The 17122-nt window shown below is 70.6% G+C and carries 17 protein-coding genes and 3 tRNA genes; 10 read left to right on the top strand and 10 right to left on the bottom strand.

The annotated features are described in order from the left end of the window. Positions 1 to 19: 19 nt before the first annotated feature. The 3 genes from ACQEUU_RS25435 to ACQEUU_RS25425 all read right to left on the bottom strand — a co-directional run bounded on the left by ACQEUU_RS25435 (position 20) and on the right by ACQEUU_RS25425 (position 1008). Positions 20 to 94: transfer RNA gene (locus ACQEUU_RS25435), tRNA-Val, on the bottom strand. 14 nt (positions 95 to 108) lie between these two features. After that, positions 109 to 180 (bottom strand) — tRNA-Gly (locus ACQEUU_RS25430). Between the two features lie 84 nt (positions 181 to 264). After that, positions 265 to 1008, bottom strand: a complete 744-nt coding sequence (locus ACQEUU_RS25425) for an SDR family oxidoreductase (protein ID WP_433070290.1) — start codon at positions 1006 to 1008, stop codon at positions 265 to 267. Between the two features lie 97 nt (positions 1009 to 1105). Here ACQEUU_RS25425 and ACQEUU_RS25420 point away from each other — a divergent pair, with 97 nt between their 5' ends. Together ACQEUU_RS25420 and hutH are read left to right on the top strand one after the other, a co-directional pair. Next, positions 1106 to 1810: an ArsR/SmtB family transcription factor gene (locus ACQEUU_RS25420; protein ID WP_433070287.1), complete on the top strand. Its 705-nt coding sequence runs from the start codon at positions 1106 to 1108 to the stop codon at positions 1808 to 1810. A gap of 16 nt (positions 1811 to 1826) precedes the next feature. After that, positions 1827 to 3377 (top strand): histidine ammonia-lyase, encoded by a 1551-nt coding sequence (gene hutH / locus ACQEUU_RS25415; RefSeq protein ID WP_433070284.1) that lies wholly within the window; start codon positions 1827 to 1829, stop codon positions 3375 to 3377. Here hutH and ACQEUU_RS25410 read toward each other — a convergent pair. Continuing rightward, complete coding sequence (locus tag ACQEUU_RS25410) at positions 3374 to 4570, bottom strand: Rid family hydrolase (RefSeq protein ID WP_433070281.1); 1197 nt, start codon at positions 4568 to 4570, stop codon at positions 3374 to 3376. The genes hutH and ACQEUU_RS25410 overlap by 4 nt on opposite strands. 58 nt (positions 4571 to 4628) lie before the next feature. On the opposite strand from ACQEUU_RS25410, the gene ACQEUU_RS25405 reads away from it, so the two are divergent. From ACQEUU_RS25405 to ACQEUU_RS25395, 3 genes are read left to right on the top strand one after another with little or no spacing between them, the layout of a single operon-like run. Then, positions 4629 to 5543 (top strand): LysR family transcriptional regulator, encoded by a 915-nt coding sequence (locus ACQEUU_RS25405; protein WP_433070279.1) that lies wholly within the window; start codon positions 4629 to 4631, stop codon positions 5541 to 5543. Beyond that, the gene (locus ACQEUU_RS25400) at positions 5510 to 6523 is read left to right on the top strand and encodes a chorismate-binding protein (RefSeq protein ID WP_433070276.1); all 1014 of its coding nucleotides are present in this window, start codon (positions 5510 to 5512) and stop codon (positions 6521 to 6523) included. The genes ACQEUU_RS25405 and ACQEUU_RS25400 overlap by 34 nt, the downstream gene beginning before the upstream one ends. Beyond that, positions 6520 to 7350, top strand: a complete 831-nt coding sequence (locus ACQEUU_RS25395) for an aminotransferase class IV (protein WP_433070273.1) — start codon at positions 6520 to 6522, stop codon at positions 7348 to 7350. The genes ACQEUU_RS25400 and ACQEUU_RS25395 overlap by 4 nt, the downstream gene beginning before the upstream one ends. Before the next feature lie 44 nt (positions 7351 to 7394). On the opposite strand, the gene ACQEUU_RS25390 is transcribed toward ACQEUU_RS25395, so the two are convergent. Beyond that, positions 7395 to 8765, bottom strand: a complete 1371-nt coding sequence (locus ACQEUU_RS25390; RefSeq protein ID WP_433070271.1) for an LVIVD repeat-containing protein — start codon at positions 8763 to 8765, stop codon at positions 7395 to 7397. Positions 8766 to 8819: 54 nt separating this feature from the next. Between ACQEUU_RS25390 and ACQEUU_RS25385 the strand changes: the two genes are divergently transcribed. After that, positions 8820 to 9458 carry a DUF305 domain-containing protein gene (locus ACQEUU_RS25385; RefSeq protein ID WP_270157346.1) on the top strand — a complete coding sequence of 213 codons (639 nt, stop codon included), beginning with the start codon at positions 8820 to 8822 and terminating at the stop codon, positions 9456 to 9458. An 18-nt stretch (positions 9459 to 9476) separates the two neighbouring features. On the opposite strand, the gene ACQEUU_RS25380 is transcribed toward ACQEUU_RS25385, so the two are convergent. Continuing rightward, positions 9477 to 9893 carry an SsgA family sporulation/cell division regulator gene (locus ACQEUU_RS25380; protein WP_270157344.1) on the bottom strand — a complete coding sequence of 139 codons (417 nt, stop codon included), beginning with the start codon at positions 9891 to 9893 and terminating at the stop codon, positions 9477 to 9479. A gap of 434 nt (positions 9894 to 10327) precedes the next feature. Between ACQEUU_RS25380 and ACQEUU_RS25375 the strand changes: the two genes are divergently transcribed. Further along, positions 10328 to 10402, top strand: a tRNA-Val gene (locus ACQEUU_RS25375). 581 nt (positions 10403 to 10983) lie between these two features. On the opposite strand, the gene ACQEUU_RS25370 is transcribed toward ACQEUU_RS25375, so the two are convergent. Beyond that, on the bottom strand, positions 10984 to 11385 hold the full coding sequence (locus ACQEUU_RS25370; RefSeq protein WP_270157343.1) for a MerR family transcriptional regulator: 402 nt from the start codon (positions 11383 to 11385) through the stop codon (positions 10984 to 10986). 84 nt (positions 11386 to 11469) lie between these two features. On the opposite strand from ACQEUU_RS25370, the gene ACQEUU_RS25365 reads away from it, so the two are divergent. The 3 genes from ACQEUU_RS25365 to ACQEUU_RS25355 all read left to right on the top strand — a co-directional run bounded on the left by ACQEUU_RS25365 (position 11470) and on the right by ACQEUU_RS25355 (position 14734). Further along, positions 11470 to 12129 (top strand): SDR family NAD(P)-dependent oxidoreductase, encoded by a 660-nt coding sequence (locus tag ACQEUU_RS25365; RefSeq protein ID WP_270157342.1) that lies wholly within the window; start codon positions 11470 to 11472, stop codon positions 12127 to 12129. After that, complete coding sequence (locus tag ACQEUU_RS25360; protein ID WP_270157341.1) at positions 12126 to 12590, top strand: YybH family protein; 465 nt, start codon at positions 12126 to 12128, stop codon at positions 12588 to 12590. Before ACQEUU_RS25365 ends, ACQEUU_RS25360 begins: the two co-directional genes overlap by 4 nt. Before the next feature lie 1274 nt (positions 12591 to 13864). Then, the gene (locus ACQEUU_RS25355; RefSeq protein ID WP_270157339.1) at positions 13865 to 14734 is read left to right on the top strand and encodes an LLM class F420-dependent oxidoreductase; all 870 of its coding nucleotides are present in this window, start codon (positions 13865 to 13867) and stop codon (positions 14732 to 14734) included. 92 nt (positions 14735 to 14826) lie between these two features. On the opposite strand, the gene ACQEUU_RS25350 is transcribed toward ACQEUU_RS25355, so the two are convergent. The 3 genes from ACQEUU_RS25350 to ACQEUU_RS25340 all read right to left on the bottom strand — a co-directional run bounded on the left by ACQEUU_RS25350 (position 14827) and on the right by ACQEUU_RS25340 (position 17036). Further along, positions 14827 to 15714 (bottom strand): hypothetical protein, encoded by an 888-nt coding sequence (locus ACQEUU_RS25350; protein WP_433070265.1) that lies wholly within the window; start codon positions 15712 to 15714, stop codon positions 14827 to 14829. After that, on the bottom strand, positions 15711 to 16289 hold the full coding sequence (locus ACQEUU_RS25345) for an RNA polymerase sigma factor (protein ID WP_433070263.1): 579 nt from the start codon (positions 16287 to 16289) through the stop codon (positions 15711 to 15713). Before ACQEUU_RS25345 ends, ACQEUU_RS25350 begins: the two co-directional genes overlap by 4 nt. Positions 16290 to 16583: 294 nt before the next feature. Then, on the bottom strand, positions 16584 to 17036 hold the full coding sequence (locus ACQEUU_RS25340) for a MarR family winged helix-turn-helix transcriptional regulator (RefSeq protein WP_270157335.1): 453 nt from the start codon (positions 17034 to 17036) through the stop codon (positions 16584 to 16586). Between the last annotated feature and the right edge of the window lie 86 nt (positions 17037 to 17122).

Raw genomic sequence — 17122 nt, 5'->3', positions numbered from 1 at the left:
CCTGACCTCTTGGAGCGGATGGTGGACGATACTGGGATTGAACCAGTGACCTCTTCCGTGTCAGGGAAGCGCTCTCCCGCTGAGCTAATCGTCCGCGTACGAGACCCGAGCGGAAGACGGGATTCGAACCCGCGACCCTCACCTTGGCAAGGTGATGCTCTACCCCTGAGCCACTTCCGCGCCCGCCCGGCGCACGCCGGGTGACGAGAGAACTCTAGCGAATACTCGCCGACTCCCCAAACCGGATCGTCCCCGCCCAACCGGTCAGGCCGGGGACGGCGTGTGGCCGCCGTTGACGGTGAAGCGCTGCCCGGTCACGTACGCCGCCTCCTCGGAGGCCAGGAACGCCACGGCCGCCGCGACGTCCCTCGGCGTGCCGATCCGGCCCACCGGGACGTCCGCCACGTAGTCGTCGACCTCCAGGCCGGCGTGCCGCTCGACCGGGATCCAGCCGGGCGCGACCACGTTCACGGTGATCCCGTACGGGCCGAGCTCGCGCGCCCAGCACCGGGTCATCGCGTGCTGGGCCGCCTTGGCCGCGGTGTAGGCGGAGGTGCGCGGCAGGCAGCGGTCCACGACGTCGGAGCCGATCTGGATCACCCGGCCCCTGCCCCGCTCCCGCATGGCGGGCAGGCAGGCCTGGACCAGCAGGGTCGGGCTCTTGACGAAGAACGTGAGCTGGTCGAGCTGCGCCTGCCAGGTGAGCTCCTCGACGCCCAGCTCGGGCTGCGGCCCGGTGGCGTTGAGCACCAGCGCCTCGACCGGCCCGAGCGTCCGCGCGACCTCGGCCACCAGCCCGGCGGCGGTCTCGTCCGTCACGTCCGCGGGGAACGCCTCGGCGCGCCCGCCCGCCGCCCGGATCTCGCTCGCCACCTCGGCGGCGCCGGCGGCGTCGGACCGGTAGTTGACCGCCACCGTCCAGCCGTCCGCGCCCAGCCGGCGCGCGATCGCGGCGCCCAGACCTCTGGAGGCGCCGGTGACCAGCGCGACTCTTGCCTGTTCATGCACGCCCGTCACCCTATCGAGGAGCATGGGCGGCGAGCCCCCGGGTAGGCGGGTTGACGGTTCGACCGGAGCCGAAACGTGCCTGGGCTACCGTCGCCACATGGACCGTCACACCGATGCCGACATCGCGCCGGTCGCGGCGCTCATCGCCGACCCGGCCAGGGCGGCGATCCTGACGGCGCTGCTCGGCGGGCGCGCCCTGGCCGCCGGCGAACTGGCCCGGACGGCCGGGGTGAGCCCGGCCACCGCCAGCTCCCACCTGGCCCGGCTGCTCGACGGCGGGCTGGTCGAGGTGACCCGGCAGGGCCGCCACCGCTACTACCGGCTGGCCGGACACGAGATCGCGGAGGTGCTGGAAGTGCTCGCCAGGATCAGCGCGCGGCCGCCCGTGCGGTCACTGCGGCAGTCACGGCAGGCCCGGCTGCTGGAGGAGGCGCGCACCTGCTACGACCACCTCGCCGGGCGGGCCGGCGTGGCGCTGCTGGACGCGCTGCGCGGGCACGGCTGCCTGGACGGCGAGCGGGTCACCCCGCAGGGCGAGCGGCTGCTGGCCGGGCTGGGCGTGGACGTCGCGCGGGCACGCCGGGCCAGGCGCAGGTTCGCCCCGGAATGCCTGGACTGGACCGAGCGCCGGCCCCACCTCGGCGGCGCGCTCGGCGCCGCGGTCACCGCGGTGCTGCTGGAGCGCGGCTGGTACCGCAGGGGCAGCCTGCCGCGGGCGGTCGTGCTCACCGGAGAGGGACGGGAAGGGCTGGCCGCGCTGTTCACCGGTAAGGAGCTAACATCGCATTCGCCGGTTACCTGAACGGGAGAAGCACATCATGCGCGACAACGAGGTCGTGAACGTCGGTCCCGAACCCCTCACCTTCGACGACGTCATCAGGGTGGCCCGCCACGGCGCCCCCGTCCGGCTCACCGACGACGCGATGGCCGCGGTCTCGGCCGCCCGCCAGCGCGTGGACGACCTGGCCGAGGCCCCCGTCCCCGCGTACGGGATCTCGACCGGGTTCGGCGCGCTCGCCACCCGCCACATCGACCCGGCACTCCGCGCCCGGCTGCAGCGCTCGCTGGTGCGCTCGCACGCCGCGGGCAGCGGCCCCGAGGTGGAGACCGAGGTGGTGCGCGCGCTCATGCTGCTGCGCCTGCACACGCTCGCCACCGGCCACACCGGCATCCGCCCGACCACGGCCAAGACCCTCGCCGCGCTGCTCAGCGCGGGCATCACGCCGGTGGTGCACGAGTACGGCAGCCTCGGCTGCTCGGGCGACCTCGCGCCGCTCGCCCACGTCGCCCTCACGCTGATGGGCGAGGGAGTCGTACGCGACGGCTCAGGAAAGCCGATGCCGGCCGCCGAGGCGTTGAAGCAGGCCGCGATCGAACCGGTCGAACTGGCCGCCAAGGAGGGCCTGGCCCTCATCAACGGCACCGACGGCATGCTCGGCATGCTCGTCCTGGCCATCGCCGACCTGACCGGGCTCGCCAAGACGGCCGACGTCAGCGCCGCGATGAGCGTCGAGGCGCTGCTCGGCACCGACCGCGTGTTCGCCCCCGAGCTGCAGGCCCTGCGCCCGCACCCCGGCCAGGCCGCGGCCGCCGCCAACATGGTCAGGATCCTGGCCGGCTCCGGCATCATGGCCAGCCACCGCGACCCCGGGGCGTGCACCCGCGTCCAGGACGCCTACTCGCTGCGCTGCGCCCCGCAGGTCGCCGGGGCCGCCCGCGACACGATCGCGCACGCCGCTGCCGTCGCGGCGCGCGAACTGGCCGGCGCGGTCGACAACCCGGCCGTGCTCGACGACGGCCGGGTCGAGTCCAACGGCAACTTCCACGGCGCGCCGCTCGCGTACGTGCTGGACTTCCTCGCCATCGTGGCCGCGGACCTGGCCTCCATGTCCGAGCGGCGCACCGACCGCTTCCTGGACGTGGCGCGCAACCACGGCCTGCCCGCGTTCCTGGCCGACGACCCCGGCGTCGACTCCGGGCACATGATCGCCCAGTACACGCAGGCCGCGATCGTCTCGGAGCTGAAGCGGCTGGCCGTGCCCGCCAGCGTCGACTCCATCCCGAGCAGCGCCATGCAGGAGGACCACGTCTCCATGGGCTGGTCGGCGGCCCGCAAGCTGCGCCGCTCGGTCGACGGGCTCACCCGCGTCCTGGCCGTCGAGGTGCTCACCGCCGCCCGCGCCCTCGACCTGCGCCGCCCGCTCACGCCCGCCCCGGCGACCGCCGCCGTCGTCGGGGCGCTGCGCGAGAGCGTGCCGGGGCCGGGACCCGACCGGTTCCTCGCGCCGGAGATCGACGCGGCGGTGCGGCTCGTGGCCGAGGGCGGCGTGGTGGCGGCGGCCGAGTCCGTCACCGGCCCGCTCGCCTAGGAAGGCAGCGCGACGATCGCGTCCACCTCCAGCAGCAGCCCCGGCATGAACAGCTTCGAGACCTCCACGGTCGTGCTGGCCGGGGGCGTGCCGGTGATGTACTTCCTGCGCACCCGCCCGTACTCGGCGCGGTCGCCCATGTCGGTCAGGTACGTGCGCAGGAACGCGATGTCGCCGAACCCCGCGCCCTGGTCGGCGAGGATCGCGCCGAGACACCGGAAGACGTGCTCGGCCTGCTCGGCCATCGACCCCTCGCCGACCAGGCGGCCCTCCTCGTCGAAGGCCGCCTGGCCGGACACGTAGAGGGTGTCGCCGACGCGGACCGCGTGCGAGTACATCCCGTTCGTGGCCGGCACGGTGGCCGGGTTGAGCGGCACGGCCCTGCCCGCCCGCCGCCCCCCGGCGTCCCGTTCCGTGTCGTGCTCCACGTCGTCCTCCGCCACGTGCTCCGCGATGACGGTCAGGTCGCGCTCACCCAGGCCCGCCGTCTCCGCCGCGCGCAGCCGCCGGTGGGCGGCGGCGGCCAGCGTCGCCCCCGGCCACGCGGCCAGCCCCAGGTCCTTGGCCGCCAGCGCGAGCGCGTAACGGGTCTCCCGCGCGGGCTCGCGCAGCCGCTCCGCCACCCGGCCGAGCGGAGTGCCCGCCAGCACCTCCATCAGCGCCGCGCGTTCCACCCCGTGCGCGGCCCCGTACGCGAGCGTCTCGGCCACCAGCACCTGGGCGGGCACGAGCGCGCTCATGACGGCCAGCTTGAGCGCTGCGCCGGACCCGAGCGGGCCGCACTCGCGCACGGCGCCGAACACCTCCAGCACCGCCCGGCAGCCGGAGACGTCCCCGCCCGCCAGCACCGTCAGCGTGCCGTCGGCCGCCGGGCCGACGCTGCCCAGCACGGGCGCGTCCACCAGCCCCACCTCCGGCGGCAGCAGGTCGCGCAGCCCACGCACCTCCTCCGGGCCGATCGTGGACATCTCCACCACCGTCGCCCCCGGCCGCAGCCCCGGCCGCACCGCCGTCAGCACCTCGCGCACCGCGGCCGGGTCCCGCAGCATCGTGATGACGAGGTCCGCGCCCTCGACCGCCTCGGCGGCCGTCACCCCGGTCCCGCGCCGCCACGTGGTCACCTGATGCCCGGCCGCCGTGAGCCGCCGGGCCATGGGGACGCCCATGCGTCCCTGTCCGAGAAATGCAATCACGTCCCACAGTGAAACCGAGCGCACGGTATTCCACCACCGACTAGATTGCATGGCAGCCATGCTGGACACGAATGCCTTCGACACCGCGACCCTGCGCCTGTTCGACGAGGTCGCCAGGAGCGGGTCGTTCACCGCCGCCGCCGAACTGCTCGGCTACACCCAGTCCGCCGTCTCCCGCCGTGTCGCCGCGCTCGAACGCGCCGCCGGCGGGCCGCTGTTCGAACGCCTGCCCCGGGGCGTACGGCTCACCTCCGCCGGACACCTGCTGCACCGGCACGCCGCCGACGTCCTCGACCGGCTCGACCGGGCGGGGGAGGAGCTGACCGCGCTGCACCGCGGCAGCGGCGGCACCCTGCGCGTCGGCTCGTTCGCCACCGCGAACGCCGACCTGCTGCCCGCCACCCTGAGACGGTTCGCCGACCGCCGCCCCGGCGTCGACCTGCGAGTGATCGAAGGGCTCAGCCCGCACCTCGTCGAGCGCCTGCACGCCGGGGCGCTCGACCTGGCCGTGATCAGCGACTACCTGGTCACCCCGCCCGGCGACCTGCGCCTGGTCCCGCTGCTGCGGGACCGCCTCCTGGTCGCGCTGCCCCGCGACCACCGGCTGGCCGGCGAGGACGACGTCGACCTGCGCGAGCTGGCCGGCGAGCGGTGGATCGAAGCCGCCCCGCGCGGCCGGCCCACCCTGCTCCTGGCCGCGTGCGCCGCCGCCGGGTTCACCCCGCGCGGCGGGCTGCGGGTCGCCGAGTGGTCAGGCAAGTTCGGCTTCGTCGCCGCCGGGCTCGGCGTCACGCTCGTGCCCGAACTGGCCGCCCGCGCCGTGCCGTCCTCGCTCGTCCTGCGCCGCCTGCGCGGCCAGATGCCCACCCGCACCGTGTACGCGATCCTCCCGGAACCGGCGCTCCCGGCCGCGACGGAGCTCGCCGGAATGCTGGGAGAATGGCAGGCGTGTACGACGGTTACGCGCATGTAGGCGGCCGGCTCGCCACCGGGTTGCGCGACGTGACGACCGACCTCGCCGCGCTCGACGGCGAAGGCTGGTGGGCCGTCGTCGTCGGCTACGAGGGCAAGGTCACCTGCGCCCGCTTCGACCGGGTGCGCCGCGCCCCGCTGCCCGCGCCGCGCGGCCCCTGGCCCGGCCCGCGCCCCGAGGAGTGGCGCAGCTCGCTCGACCGGGCCGCCTACGAGCGCGGCGTGCGCGCCATCCGCGCCGCCATCGAGCGGGGCGAGGTCTACCAGGCCAACCTCTGCCGTGTCCTCACCGCGCCGCTGGCGGCCGGGGCCGACCCGCTGGCGCTCGCCGCCCGCCTGGCCGCCGGCAACCCCGCCCCGCACGCCGCCGTCGTCCACCTGCCCGGCCTCGACGTGATCTCCGCCTCGCCCGAGCTCTACCTGTCGCGCGACGGCGACGTGGTCGAGTCCCGGCCCATCAAGGGCACCGGCGCCACCGCCGCCGACCTGCTGGACAAGGACTACGCGGAGAACGTGATGATCGTCGACCTGGTCCGCAACGACCTGGGCCGGGTCGCCGCCACCGGCAGCGTCGAGGTGCCCGAGCTGTGCGCCGTCGAGGAGCACCCCGGCCTCGTCCACCTCGTCTCCACCGTCCGGGCCCGGCTGGAGCCCGGCGCGGGCTGGGCCGAGCTGTTCGCCGCCACGTTCCCGCCCGGCTCGGTCACCGGCGCGCCGAAATCGTCGGCCCTGCGCATCATCAATGAGCTCGAACCCGAGCCCCGCGGGCCCTACTGTGGGGCGGTGGGCTGGGTCGACGCCGACCGGCGCACGGCGGCGCTGGCCGTCGGCATCCGCACGTTCTGGATCGGCTCCGGCCAGATCCGCTTCGGCACCGGAGCGGGCATCACCTGGGGGAGCGACCCCGGGCGCGAATGGTCCGAGACCGAGCTCAAGGCGTCCCGGCTCATCACACTGGCATCCTCAGGAGGAAATCGATGAACGTCCCTGTCTGGGTCAACGGGGAGCTTCTCGACCCCGCGCAGGCCACCGTCTCGGTGTTCGACCACGGACTGATGGTCGGCGACGGCGTGTTCGAGACCATCAAGATCGTAAATGGCCGGTCCTTCGCGCTCACCCGCCACCTCGACCGGCTCAAGCTCTCGGCCCAGCGCATGGACCTGCCCGAGCCCGACCTGGAGGCCATCGCCGACGGCATCGCCCGGTGCCTGGCCGCCGCCCCCGCCTGGCCGCTCGGCCGCGTCCGCGTCACCTACACCAGCGGCCCCGGCCCGCTCGGCTCCGACCGCGGAAACCAGGGCGCCACCTCGGTCGTGATCGTCGACGAGCAGAAGCCGTTCCCCGCCGCCGCCGACGTCACCGTCGTGCCCTGGCCGCGCAACGAACGCGGCGCCCTGTCCGGCGTCAAGAGCACCTCCTACGGCGACAACGCCAAGGCGCTGGCCTACGCCAAGGCCCGCGGCGGCGGCGAGGCGATCTTCGGCAACCTGGCCGGCAACCTGTGCGAGGGCACCGGCTCCAACGTCTTCATCGTCCGCGACGGCCAGCTGCTCACCCCGACGCTCGACGCCGGCTGCCTGGCGGGCGTCACCCGGGCGCTGGTCATCGAGTGGTTCGGGGCCAAGGAGATGGACGTGCCGCTGTCGTCGCTCTACACGGCCGAGGAGGCGTTCCTCACGTCCACCACGCGCGACGTCCAGCCGATCGCCCGCGTCGACGACACCGCGCTGCCCGCCGCCCTCGGCCCCGTCACCGCCCAGGCCATGCGGGTGTTCGCCGAGCGGGCCGCCGCCGACCTCGACCCCTGATCCCGCGCGTGAGCGGCCCGGCCGGCGCCGAGCCGCTCACCGGCTCAGTAGCTCTTCTGGGTCTGGACGTTGAAGTCGTCCATCTTCACGTCCTTGGCCGGGTCCGTCAGCGGATCGTCGATCTTCAGCACGTCCAGGCCCATCTGGATGTCGGCCGAGTACACGTACCCGTTGTAGTAGTACGCCGACCAGGAGCCGGCGATCCCGTCCTCCGGGTACGGGCCGCGCTCGAAGAAGCCGATCTCCTTCGGGTTGGCGGAGTCGGTGAAGTCGAGGAACGAGACGCCGCCCTGATACCACGCCTGCACCATGATGTCCTTGCCCGGGATCGGCAGCAGCGAGCCGTTGTGGGCGACGCAGTTCTCGGTCTCCTGCTGCTCACGCGGGATCTTGAAGTAGCCGCGCTTCTCCAGCTTGCCGTCCACGATGTCGTACACGGCGTTCGCGCCCTTGGTGGCGGGGACCGCCGGGGTGCAGGTCGGGGCCGAGCCGCCGCCCAGCTCGTCGGTGAACAGCACCTTGGTGGCGTCGTTGTTGAACGTGGCCGAGTGCCAGATCTGGAAGTTCTCATCGTCGGTGACCTGCTGGATGAGCTTGGGGCTCACCGGGTCGGTGATGTCGAGCAGGAAGCCGTCGCCGAAGCAGGCGGCCGCGGCCAGGTTCTTCTCGGGGTAGGCGGTGATGTCGTGGCAGCCGGTGGCCTCACCCTGGCCCTCGATCGGGATCTCGGGGCTGGCCACCACCTTGGCCGACTTCGGGTCGTCCAGCGGCACCTCCACGATCTGCAGCAGCTGGTGCGGCGGCGGGCAGGTCTCGGACGAAGGCTCGGGGCCGGGGGAGGAGACGTACACGAACAGCTTGCCGTCCTTGGGCACCATCGTGTGGGTGTGCGAGCCGCACTCGGTGGCGACGGCTCCGACGTACTTCGGGCTCTTCTTGTCGCTGACGTCGAAGATCCGCAGGCCCTCCCACGAGGCCTGGCTCTCGGTGGAGTCGCAGTCCTCGCCGCTGCGCGGCGCGTCGATCGACAGGATCAGCAGGTTCTCGTACACCGACACGTCGTTCTGCTGGGCGGGGCAGGACACCTGGCTGACGATCTTCGGGGTGGTCGGCTCGCTGATGTCGAAGATCGAGAAACCGCCGAAGTTGCCCATGTAGAGGTAGTCGCCCTGGAAGGCCAGGTCGGTGTTCCAGTCCATCGGGCCGTTGAGGGGGGCGGTGCGCGGCACGTTCACCACGTGCGTGACGTTGTCGCTCGTCAGCACCTCGCCGGGCGCGGCCTGGCTCGCCGACGTCTGCGGTTGCCCGCTGGCCGGCGGCGACGCGTCCCCTTCCGGCTCGGGGCTCGCGGCACATGCGGTGACCAGCAGGAAGGCCGCCCCCAGCGCGGCCCGTCGAACCTTGGCGAAGATCACGCCTGCCCCCTCGTCTGATAGCTCAGTATGGAAGCTATGCCAGGGAGATCCGGAATGCGCGCGCTATGGGTCACAGTTCTGCTGACATCCGCCGCCCTGGCGGGCTGCGGTGACGAGCCCGAGCAGCCGTCGGCGATCGGCACCGAGGCCCCCGTGATCGTCCCAGAAGGCCCCGGCGCGACGGCCCGCACCGCGACCCCTGGCGAACGCCTCGGCCAGGTGCCTCCCACGCCCACGGCGGCCGACGTGCGCTTCGCCGAAGGCATGATCCCCCACCACCGCCAGGCACTGGAGATGGCCGGCCTGGCGGCCGGCCGCACCACCACGGCGTCCGTGCTCGGCTTCGCCCAGCAGATCGCCATCAGCCAGCAGCCCGAGATCACCATCATGTCGGAGTGGCTGACCGGCCTGGGCCGCCGCGTCCCGTCCGGTCACGACCACGGCGGCGGCATGGAAGGGTACGGGATGGCGACGGAGGACGAGCTGAAGGCCCTGCGCGCGGCCGAGGCCGGCGCCTTCGACCGCATGTTCCTGCAGCTCATGATCAGGCACCACGAGGGCGCGCTCAAGATGGCGGAGGAGGCGCTGGCCGGAGGCAAGGACCAGCGGATGCGGCTCCTGGCGCGAGACGTGTACGCGGGCCAGAGCATCGAGATCGCCAGGATGCGAAAGATCCTCGACCAACTCGGCTGACGGGGGGCGGTCGCGTGCTCAGCTCGGCCAGAGCATGTTGGACAGCTCGGCGTCCAGATCCATGTAGTCGGTCTCCCGCCCCGCCGGCACCTTCTCATACGTACGGTGCAGGAACTCCGTGAGCGGGGCCAGCGGCACCTCGAACAGCGCCTGCCCGAAGGGGGAGGTCAGACTGATGTGCAGGGTGCGTTCGCCGTCGGCGCGCGCGGGCCACACCTGCACGTCGCCGTCGCCGACCCGCCGCACGATGCCGACGGTCAGCAACTCACGGGCGAAGATCCACTCGACCGGTTCGTCGTTCCCTACGTGGAAGGCCATGCGGATGGCATACGGATCGTCGGCTGTGTAGCTCAGCCCGGCGAGCAGGGGGACGGTAGTACGGTCGGGGACCACAAGCCGAAGGCCAAGCTCGGCGGAGACGGTGGTGCTGTTCATCGTCAGCCAAACCTTTTTGTCGAAGGTCCCCTCTACGGGGCTATCACTGCTCGGGCGTACTTCGTCCGCGTCCGAGCTCTGACGGCGGAACGAAGGAACCTCTTGGAAAGATTCCGCTCCAAGGGCCTTCTGTAACGCAACTCACAGCTGGACATTTAGGCATCTACCAGGCTAAACGGGATCAGTCGGGTCGTATTTGCAAGGGTTTTGCGTCTTGTGGATCTCGCCCAGGAGGCCGCCGGTGATCGTTCCTGCTCCTGATCACCTCGGGCGTACAGCCGGGACACGACGATGGTATGCCAAGGGCCTGCCACAGCGGTGGGCAACCGCCGCGTTTCACCCCGAATCCTCACCCCGCCGCCTACCGTTTCGCCAGCGGGTGCGGGAGTGCGGTATGGTTTTCTCCGTCGGGCCCTACGGGGGCCGGGCAGGGCGGGCGATTAGCTCAGCGGGAGAGCGCTTCGTTCACACCGAAGAGGTCACTGGTTCGATCCCAGTATCGCCCACCACATAGCAGCAGGTCAGAAGCCGGACTCCCAGAGCGGGGTCCGGCTTTTTTGATCATCTGACCCTGATCTGACCCCCGGATGAGCCGTCACTGCCTTCCTTCCGCCGCCTCGCAACGGCCGGCAGCGGACTCGTTCGGTAACCCCGCGTGGTGGCTGATGTTCAACAGACGTGCCTTCACCCGAGCTCGTCTCAGGCAGTGCCTTGATGATGATCTACGGCGTAAAGGCAGAGGCTCCGCTCCGACTTTCTTGGAGACCTCCGAAGTCGGCATGCTGGCGGAAGAGAGATCACACGCGATGCCGGCCCTCAGGAAGTACCCGCAGGAAGTACGTGAGCGTACGGTGCGGATGGTCTTTAAGGTCCGCGAGCAGAGGGCTGACGCGCCGGGTGCCATCGCCCGGGTAGCCAGCAACTCGGCGTGCACCGCGAGGTGTCGCGCGGCCGGGTCCGTCAGGCCGAGGTCGGTGGAGGACGGCGTCCAGGCGCCTCGACAGCCGATGCGCAGCGGATCGCCGAGCTCGTGCGGGAGGTCCGTGAGCTGCGCCGGGCGGAGCCGCCTGAGCTGCCACGTTGAGCAGTTCTAGGGTGAGGCGTGACTTGCGGGTTTTGGCGTCACATCCGCTGGCTGTTGTAGTGCCGCATCGAGGATCGAGTCCAGGATCTCCTGCGAACTCTCAAGCTGATTGATCATTTTGGCGATATGAGCCCGTTCGCGTCGTAAGTCGTCGATGAAGGTCGGGCAGCCGGAAGGCACTACCAGTTCGTCAGCTCCGTGCACGCAGTGCAGAACCCGGGAGATGACGGCGGTGGAAAGCCCGGCGGCGAGCAGGGTGCGGATGTGGCGCACTTTCGCGATGTCCGGCTCGGTGTACTCGCGGTAGTTATTGTCCAGCCGGACCGGCCTGAGGAGGCCTTGCTCCTCGTAGTAGCGCAGCAGTCGCCTGTTCACCCCGGTCTTGTGGGCCAGGTCGCCGATCCGCATCCCGTTCCGTCCCCCTTGACCTTCACATGGATGTGATGCCTTACCGTCCCGAGTATCGCTGATCCACAGAGTAAGGAGTAGACAATGCCGGGTGCCGTGATCATTGGTGCAGGTCCGGGGATCGGGCAGGCGGTGGCTCGGAAATTCGCCAGGGAGCGGTTGCCGATAGCGCTGATCGCTCGGAGCGACCGGACGTTGCGTGCCGGGGCCAATGCGGTTGCTCGCAGTGGAGTCCCCGTTGTCACGTTGAAGGCCGATAGCACAGATCAGGCTGGGCTGAAGGCCGCGCTTGACGAGGTTGTCCGCGAGCACGGCGTGCCGGACGTCGTCGTGTACAACGCCGCGATCATCCAGGCGGACGCGCCGGGCGAGCTGTCAGTACGCGGCCATCTGGAGGCCTGGGCGGTGAACGTGGTTGGCGCGCTCAACGCTGCGGCTCACATCGCGCCCGCCATGGCGGCACGCGGGCATGGAACGATCCTCATCACGGGCGGTATGCCAGAGCCCAAGCCGCGGTACGTGAGCCTCTCTCTAGGCAAGGCAGGTGTCCGTACCCTGGTCACCCTGCTCGACCAGGAGTACGGCCCTGCCGGAGTGCACGTGGCGAGCGTCACCGTTGCGGGCCCGGTCGCCCCAGGTACCGACTTCGACCCTGACGACATCGCCGAGCACTACTGGCAGCTGCACACGCAGCCGCGACACGAGTGGACGCGGGAAGCCCTGCACGGAGGTTCCCCGCGATGACCGACACCAGGGCCACAGACGTCCTCACCAGGCTGCTCCACGACTGGCAGCAGGCCTTCAACGCACACCGCCCGGCCGGGATCGCTGCCCTGTTCAGCCAGGACGCGCTTTTCCAGGGCATCAGTCCGAAGCTGGGACACGGTCCACAGGAGATCTTCGACTATTACGCCAGGGTCCCCCGCGGCACGACGGCACAGGTCAAGGTGATATCCGGTGGCCAGCTGAGCCAGGAGACCGTGCACGGATTTGCGGAGGTGACCTTCACCGCAGCTACCGGTGACGTCCACCTGATATGCCTGTCGATCGTGGCCAAACGGGCGGGCGGCGTCTGGCTCATCCACCAATACCACGCTTCCACACATCACATGGGAGGAGGCTCGGCGGTCCGGCAAACGATCAACGCCGCGCCGGGAAGCGATCCTTTCAGTCCCTCTTGCGCCCAAGGCCGGAACTGTCCGTGAACACCCCGCAGAAGGCGAGCAGGTGCGGGTAGTCGTAGCGGTTGGGTTCAATCTCGTCCTGGGATTCGGCGACGAGCTAAGACGGGAGTGGAGCTTTACATAGACGCCGAGAACCTCTCGCGGGGCAGGCTGCCCGACTTCATGAAGAGTGGTCCGCCCTGCGACGTCCCCACGCAAGGAACTGTTGGCGCGATATATGTCGGCACCGCCAACGGCTGGGTCGTGGTCCTAGGCTGACGGCCCCACGTCCGATGTCCGGGATGTCGAGTCAGGATGCCTCGACATTGGAATTCCTGCAGATTATCAGTGCATCGAGACGTCCAGAGGACAGCCGTTGAGCTGGGGAAACTGCCGCAGGAAATGCTCACACCGATCGACGAAGTTCCCTCCGCCCCCTTTTAGTCCATACTCGGCAATGAATGACTCGAAATCATCGAGATCGGATGACATCACCTTAATCTCATCCTGGACCACTCTACCCGCGCTCGCGATCGCCACCCCTAGAGCCACAGAGAGGGATACCACGACTCCGACTACGGTCCTGGTAGGACTGACGATGGCTTCGACTACTGGCAGCGTTCCCTCGTCATCGAATTCCGGCAACCATGGGTTGTCGAATATATGCAATCACGCTCGATCCCGATGGCCGGCTATTTCCACTTCGAAGAATAGTGAGCCGCCGAGATCGTCCGTAGGCTCGGAGGGAATGCTTCCGCCGATCATCAGCGCGTGCAGCTCGTTATCATTCAGAGCTCTACCCATCGAGCGGGGAGTTCCCTCCTGATATTCCCGGCCCACTCCAATGGCCATGGTGGGCACAGCGCTCATCTCCAGGAGAGACTTCATGGTTCGAGTCGCGCTCTGCAGCATCGTGGCCAACGTTATTGGTCGGGGGAGCGACACAGTAAGATCCACTGACACGACTCCAACCTACGGTCCCCCGCGAACGAATGGCCACCCTCGGGGTGTCTACGACGCCGAACCGGCGTCCCGCCGGCCGCACGATGTGATCGCCGTCCCCGGCGGCCGGGCCGGGCAGTGTCTGCCGCGCGCCAGACCGGCCGCCGCCGAGGACTGGGTCGCAGGTCACGCTCTGGCCCCGCTGGCCGGACACACCAGCCACGTCATCACCGTGCTGACGGACCGCCGCCAGCACGGCCGCCGGGCGACCGTTTCACGAACACGGGCCGACCGGAGACAGTCGCTTGCGCTCGACCGGGGTAGCGCACGCGATGATGGTCGGTACGTTCGGCTTGCACGAGACGGGAGCGAGAGTGCGGATAGGTGTCGTCTTTCCCCAGACCGAGATCGGGGCGGACACGGGCGCCGTGCGCGCCTACGGGCAGGGAGTCGAGGCGCTCGGCTTCCGGCACGTGATGGCCTACGACCACGTCGTCGGGGCGGACCCCGAGGTTCACCGGGGCTGGCGTGGCCCCTACGACGTGCGCAGCACGTTCCACGAGCCGATGGTCCTGTTCGGCTACCTTGCCGCCCTGACCTCGCTCGAACTCGTCACCTCCGTCATCATCCTGCCCCAGCGCCAGACGGCCCTGGTGGCCAAGCAGGCGGCCGAGGTCGACCTGCTCAGCGCCGGCCGGTTGCGGCTGGGCGTGGGACTCGGGTGGAACCATGTCGAGTACGAAGCCCTCGGCCAGGACTTCACCACCCGGGGCAGGCGCATCGAGGAGCAGGTCGCGTTGATGCGCAGGCTCTGGACCGAGCCGTCGATCACCTTCGAGGGTGCCTTCGACAAGGTGACCGGAGCCGGACTGGCCCCGCTGCCGGTGCAGCGGCCGATCCCCGTCTGGTTCGGCGCCTACTCACCTCGGGCGTACCGCCGCGCCGGGAGGCTGGCCGACGGCTGGTTCCCGCAGATGTCCCCGGGCCCGGAGCTGGATGAGGCCAAGGCGATCGTCGACGATGCCGCCGCCGAGGCGGGCCGCGATCCCGCCTCGCTCGGCATGGAAGGGCGGGTCGACTGGACGGGCAGTGCGCAGGAACTGGCCGAGCTGGCGCGCCGGTGGCGGGAGGCCGGTGCCACCCACATCGCGGTCAACACCATGGGAGCCGGGCTCGGCTCGGTCGACGAGCACCTGGCCGCGCTGGAGACGGCTGCCGAGGCGCTCGGGCTGCGCCAGGATTGAGGCCGCGCTCGCGGGCCGGCGAACTGGACGAGGCCGCCGGCCCGTGGTCCGTCCACCTGCCGTGAGGCAGGGCAACGCCGCGGATGGCCAGGTCAGTCGAGCTTTACGGAGCCGCTCGTGGCCGGGGTGTTCACCTGCGTGCTCGTCCGGCCGGTGAGCTCCTCGAGCGAGACGCTGCGCCGCGACCCGTCCTGGAGGATGGTCGTGACGCCCGTGACGCCGCCCCGGCGTGAGGCGTTCTCGCGCTCCTCCGTCATCGGTGCGTCCGGCCACCAGGCCGCGAAGTAGCCGCCGGTGACGGTCGCGGTGACGCTGCCCTTCGCCTCTGTGGCGAGTTCCAGGCCCACCACGCCGGCACCGACCCTGCCGGTCACCGTACGCACGCTCTCCTCACTCGAGCTCGTGCCCGCGCCGAGGGACGCCCGCGCCGATCCCGCCGGAGCAGGCGGAAGCGGCTGCGCGCCGGGCCCCGGCGTGCTGCCATGCGAGCCGACGAGGTCGCCATCGCGGAGCAGGCAGGTGATCTCGGCCAGGTGGCTGCCACCGTCGTTGACGTAGACGAGCGTCCAAGGCCCCCGCCCCTCGGTCACCACGGGTCGGAAACCGAACTCGCGCCCAGTCGTGCGCCTGGCGTCGTCCCGGGCGTTATCGAGGCACTTCTCCTGGGCCTCGGCGGCCCGGTCACCGCTCACCGTGTGCGGTGTCGCGGTCCACGCTGCCATCGCCGTGCCGCCGCCGAACACGCCGGGCAGCAGCAACGCCGCCGCGATGCCGGCAGCCACACCTCCGCTCACCATGGCGAGCCGCCGGGCAGTGAGCACGCGACGGCTGCTGATCGTCGGTGCGGGCACGCCCATCGGGTCGGTGGCGACCACCCGGGCCAGCAGGGAACGAGCCTTGGGATCGGTGCTGGTGTCGAGGTCGGCAGGGGTTACAGCGGGGTCGAGGTCGCGCAGGGTACGGTCGAGGATGTCGTTCATCGCGTGCTCCGAGAGTCGGTGGCGGTCGTCAGGGGCTGGGTTTTCGCAGTGGGAGCCGCGTCGGTGTGGTGGCGCAGGGCACGCCGGGCCCGGGTGAGCCGAAGCCGGAACGCGACGGGGGAAATACCGAGTACCCGCGCGGCTTGCGGGGCTGTGAGGCCATCCCACACGGCCAAGGCGAGCGTCTCCCGGTGGATCGGACTGAGCCGCCGCCACGCCTGGACGAGGTCGAGCCGGCGTGCCACCAGTTCGGGGTCCAGCCCGGCCGGCGCGGCACCGGTCAGCCGGCCGTCGGCGATGCGGACGGTGAGCGCCTGCCGTCGCTGGTCAGCCCGCAACCCATTGCGGAGTGTGCGGTGCGCGACGCCGAACAGCCAAGCCCGCGCCTCATCCACCGCCGGCGGCACGTCGTCCAGGCGCCGCCAAGCGACGAGGAACACGTCGGCGACCACGTCCTCGGCGTGAGAAGGGTGGACGCGACGCTCGACGAACCGCAGCAACGGGGCATACGTCTGCTCGTAGAGGCGGCCGAAGCGCTGGGTGCGCTCCGGAGGCTCGGTGTCAGTGACATTCATGCCTAGGTCATGTCCGGCAGGTCCGCAGGTGTGTCGCGAACCGTCACGACGAGGCGTCGGTGGCTGCCGCCCTCGAGCCCGCGCCGGTGACGTCGCGCGGCTAGACCGTGTCCAGGTGGGTGGCCGGCGCGTCCAGCAGACGGCCGAGTTCGCGGGCCACAGGGGACTTGCCGGCCGAGCACAGGCCGAGCTCGGCCAGGCACGCGGTGATCACCTCGTCGCCGTCGTGGACGATCAGCTCGGCGGGGACGAACTGGTCGACGTGGGCGATGGTCGAGCGGGTTCAGGCTTTCTTCAGTCGTCGGCGGCCGACGCCTCGTCGGCGGTGAGCGTCCGCAATATGTCGACCAGTGTCGACAGTTGCTCGGGGGTGAGTGGCCCGAACAGCTCTTCCGCCGCCCGTTCATAGCCTGCCGTCCAGTCCTGAGCCAGTGCGGCCCCTTGCGCCGTCACTCGAAGAAGTACGGACCGGCGGTCGTCCGCGCTGGTCTGGCGTTCGAGCAGTCCGTCGCGGACGAGCGCGTCGACCAGGGTGGAGGCGGTCCCCTGCGCGATGCCGACCGCGAGAGCGAGTTCGGTGAGACGTACCGGCTGCGAACGCGCCACCTCCACCACCAGGCGGGATCTCGGTGTCGACACCCCGTGCTCGCCCAGACGCTCGTTGAAGTGACGTACGAGAACCTTCGCCGTACGGCTGAACTCGTCGGCGACCTGTGCTGCGGTCACGCCCTTGTTCGCGTGTGGCATCGCCCACCTCCCACTTGACGTCCCCATCGTAGGGGAGATTACATAGACATCGATGCATTGATATCGAACTATTTGATGTCTATGCA

It is taken from the genome of Nonomuraea sp. CA-218870 (assembly GCF_050936535.1).
In the GTDB taxonomy this organism is placed as follows: Bacteria; Actinomycetota; Actinomycetes; order Streptosporangiales; family Streptosporangiaceae; genus Nonomuraea; species Nonomuraea corallina.
Note: the sequence above shows the minus strand (reverse complement) of the source record. Positions and strands in the feature narration are given on the sequence as shown.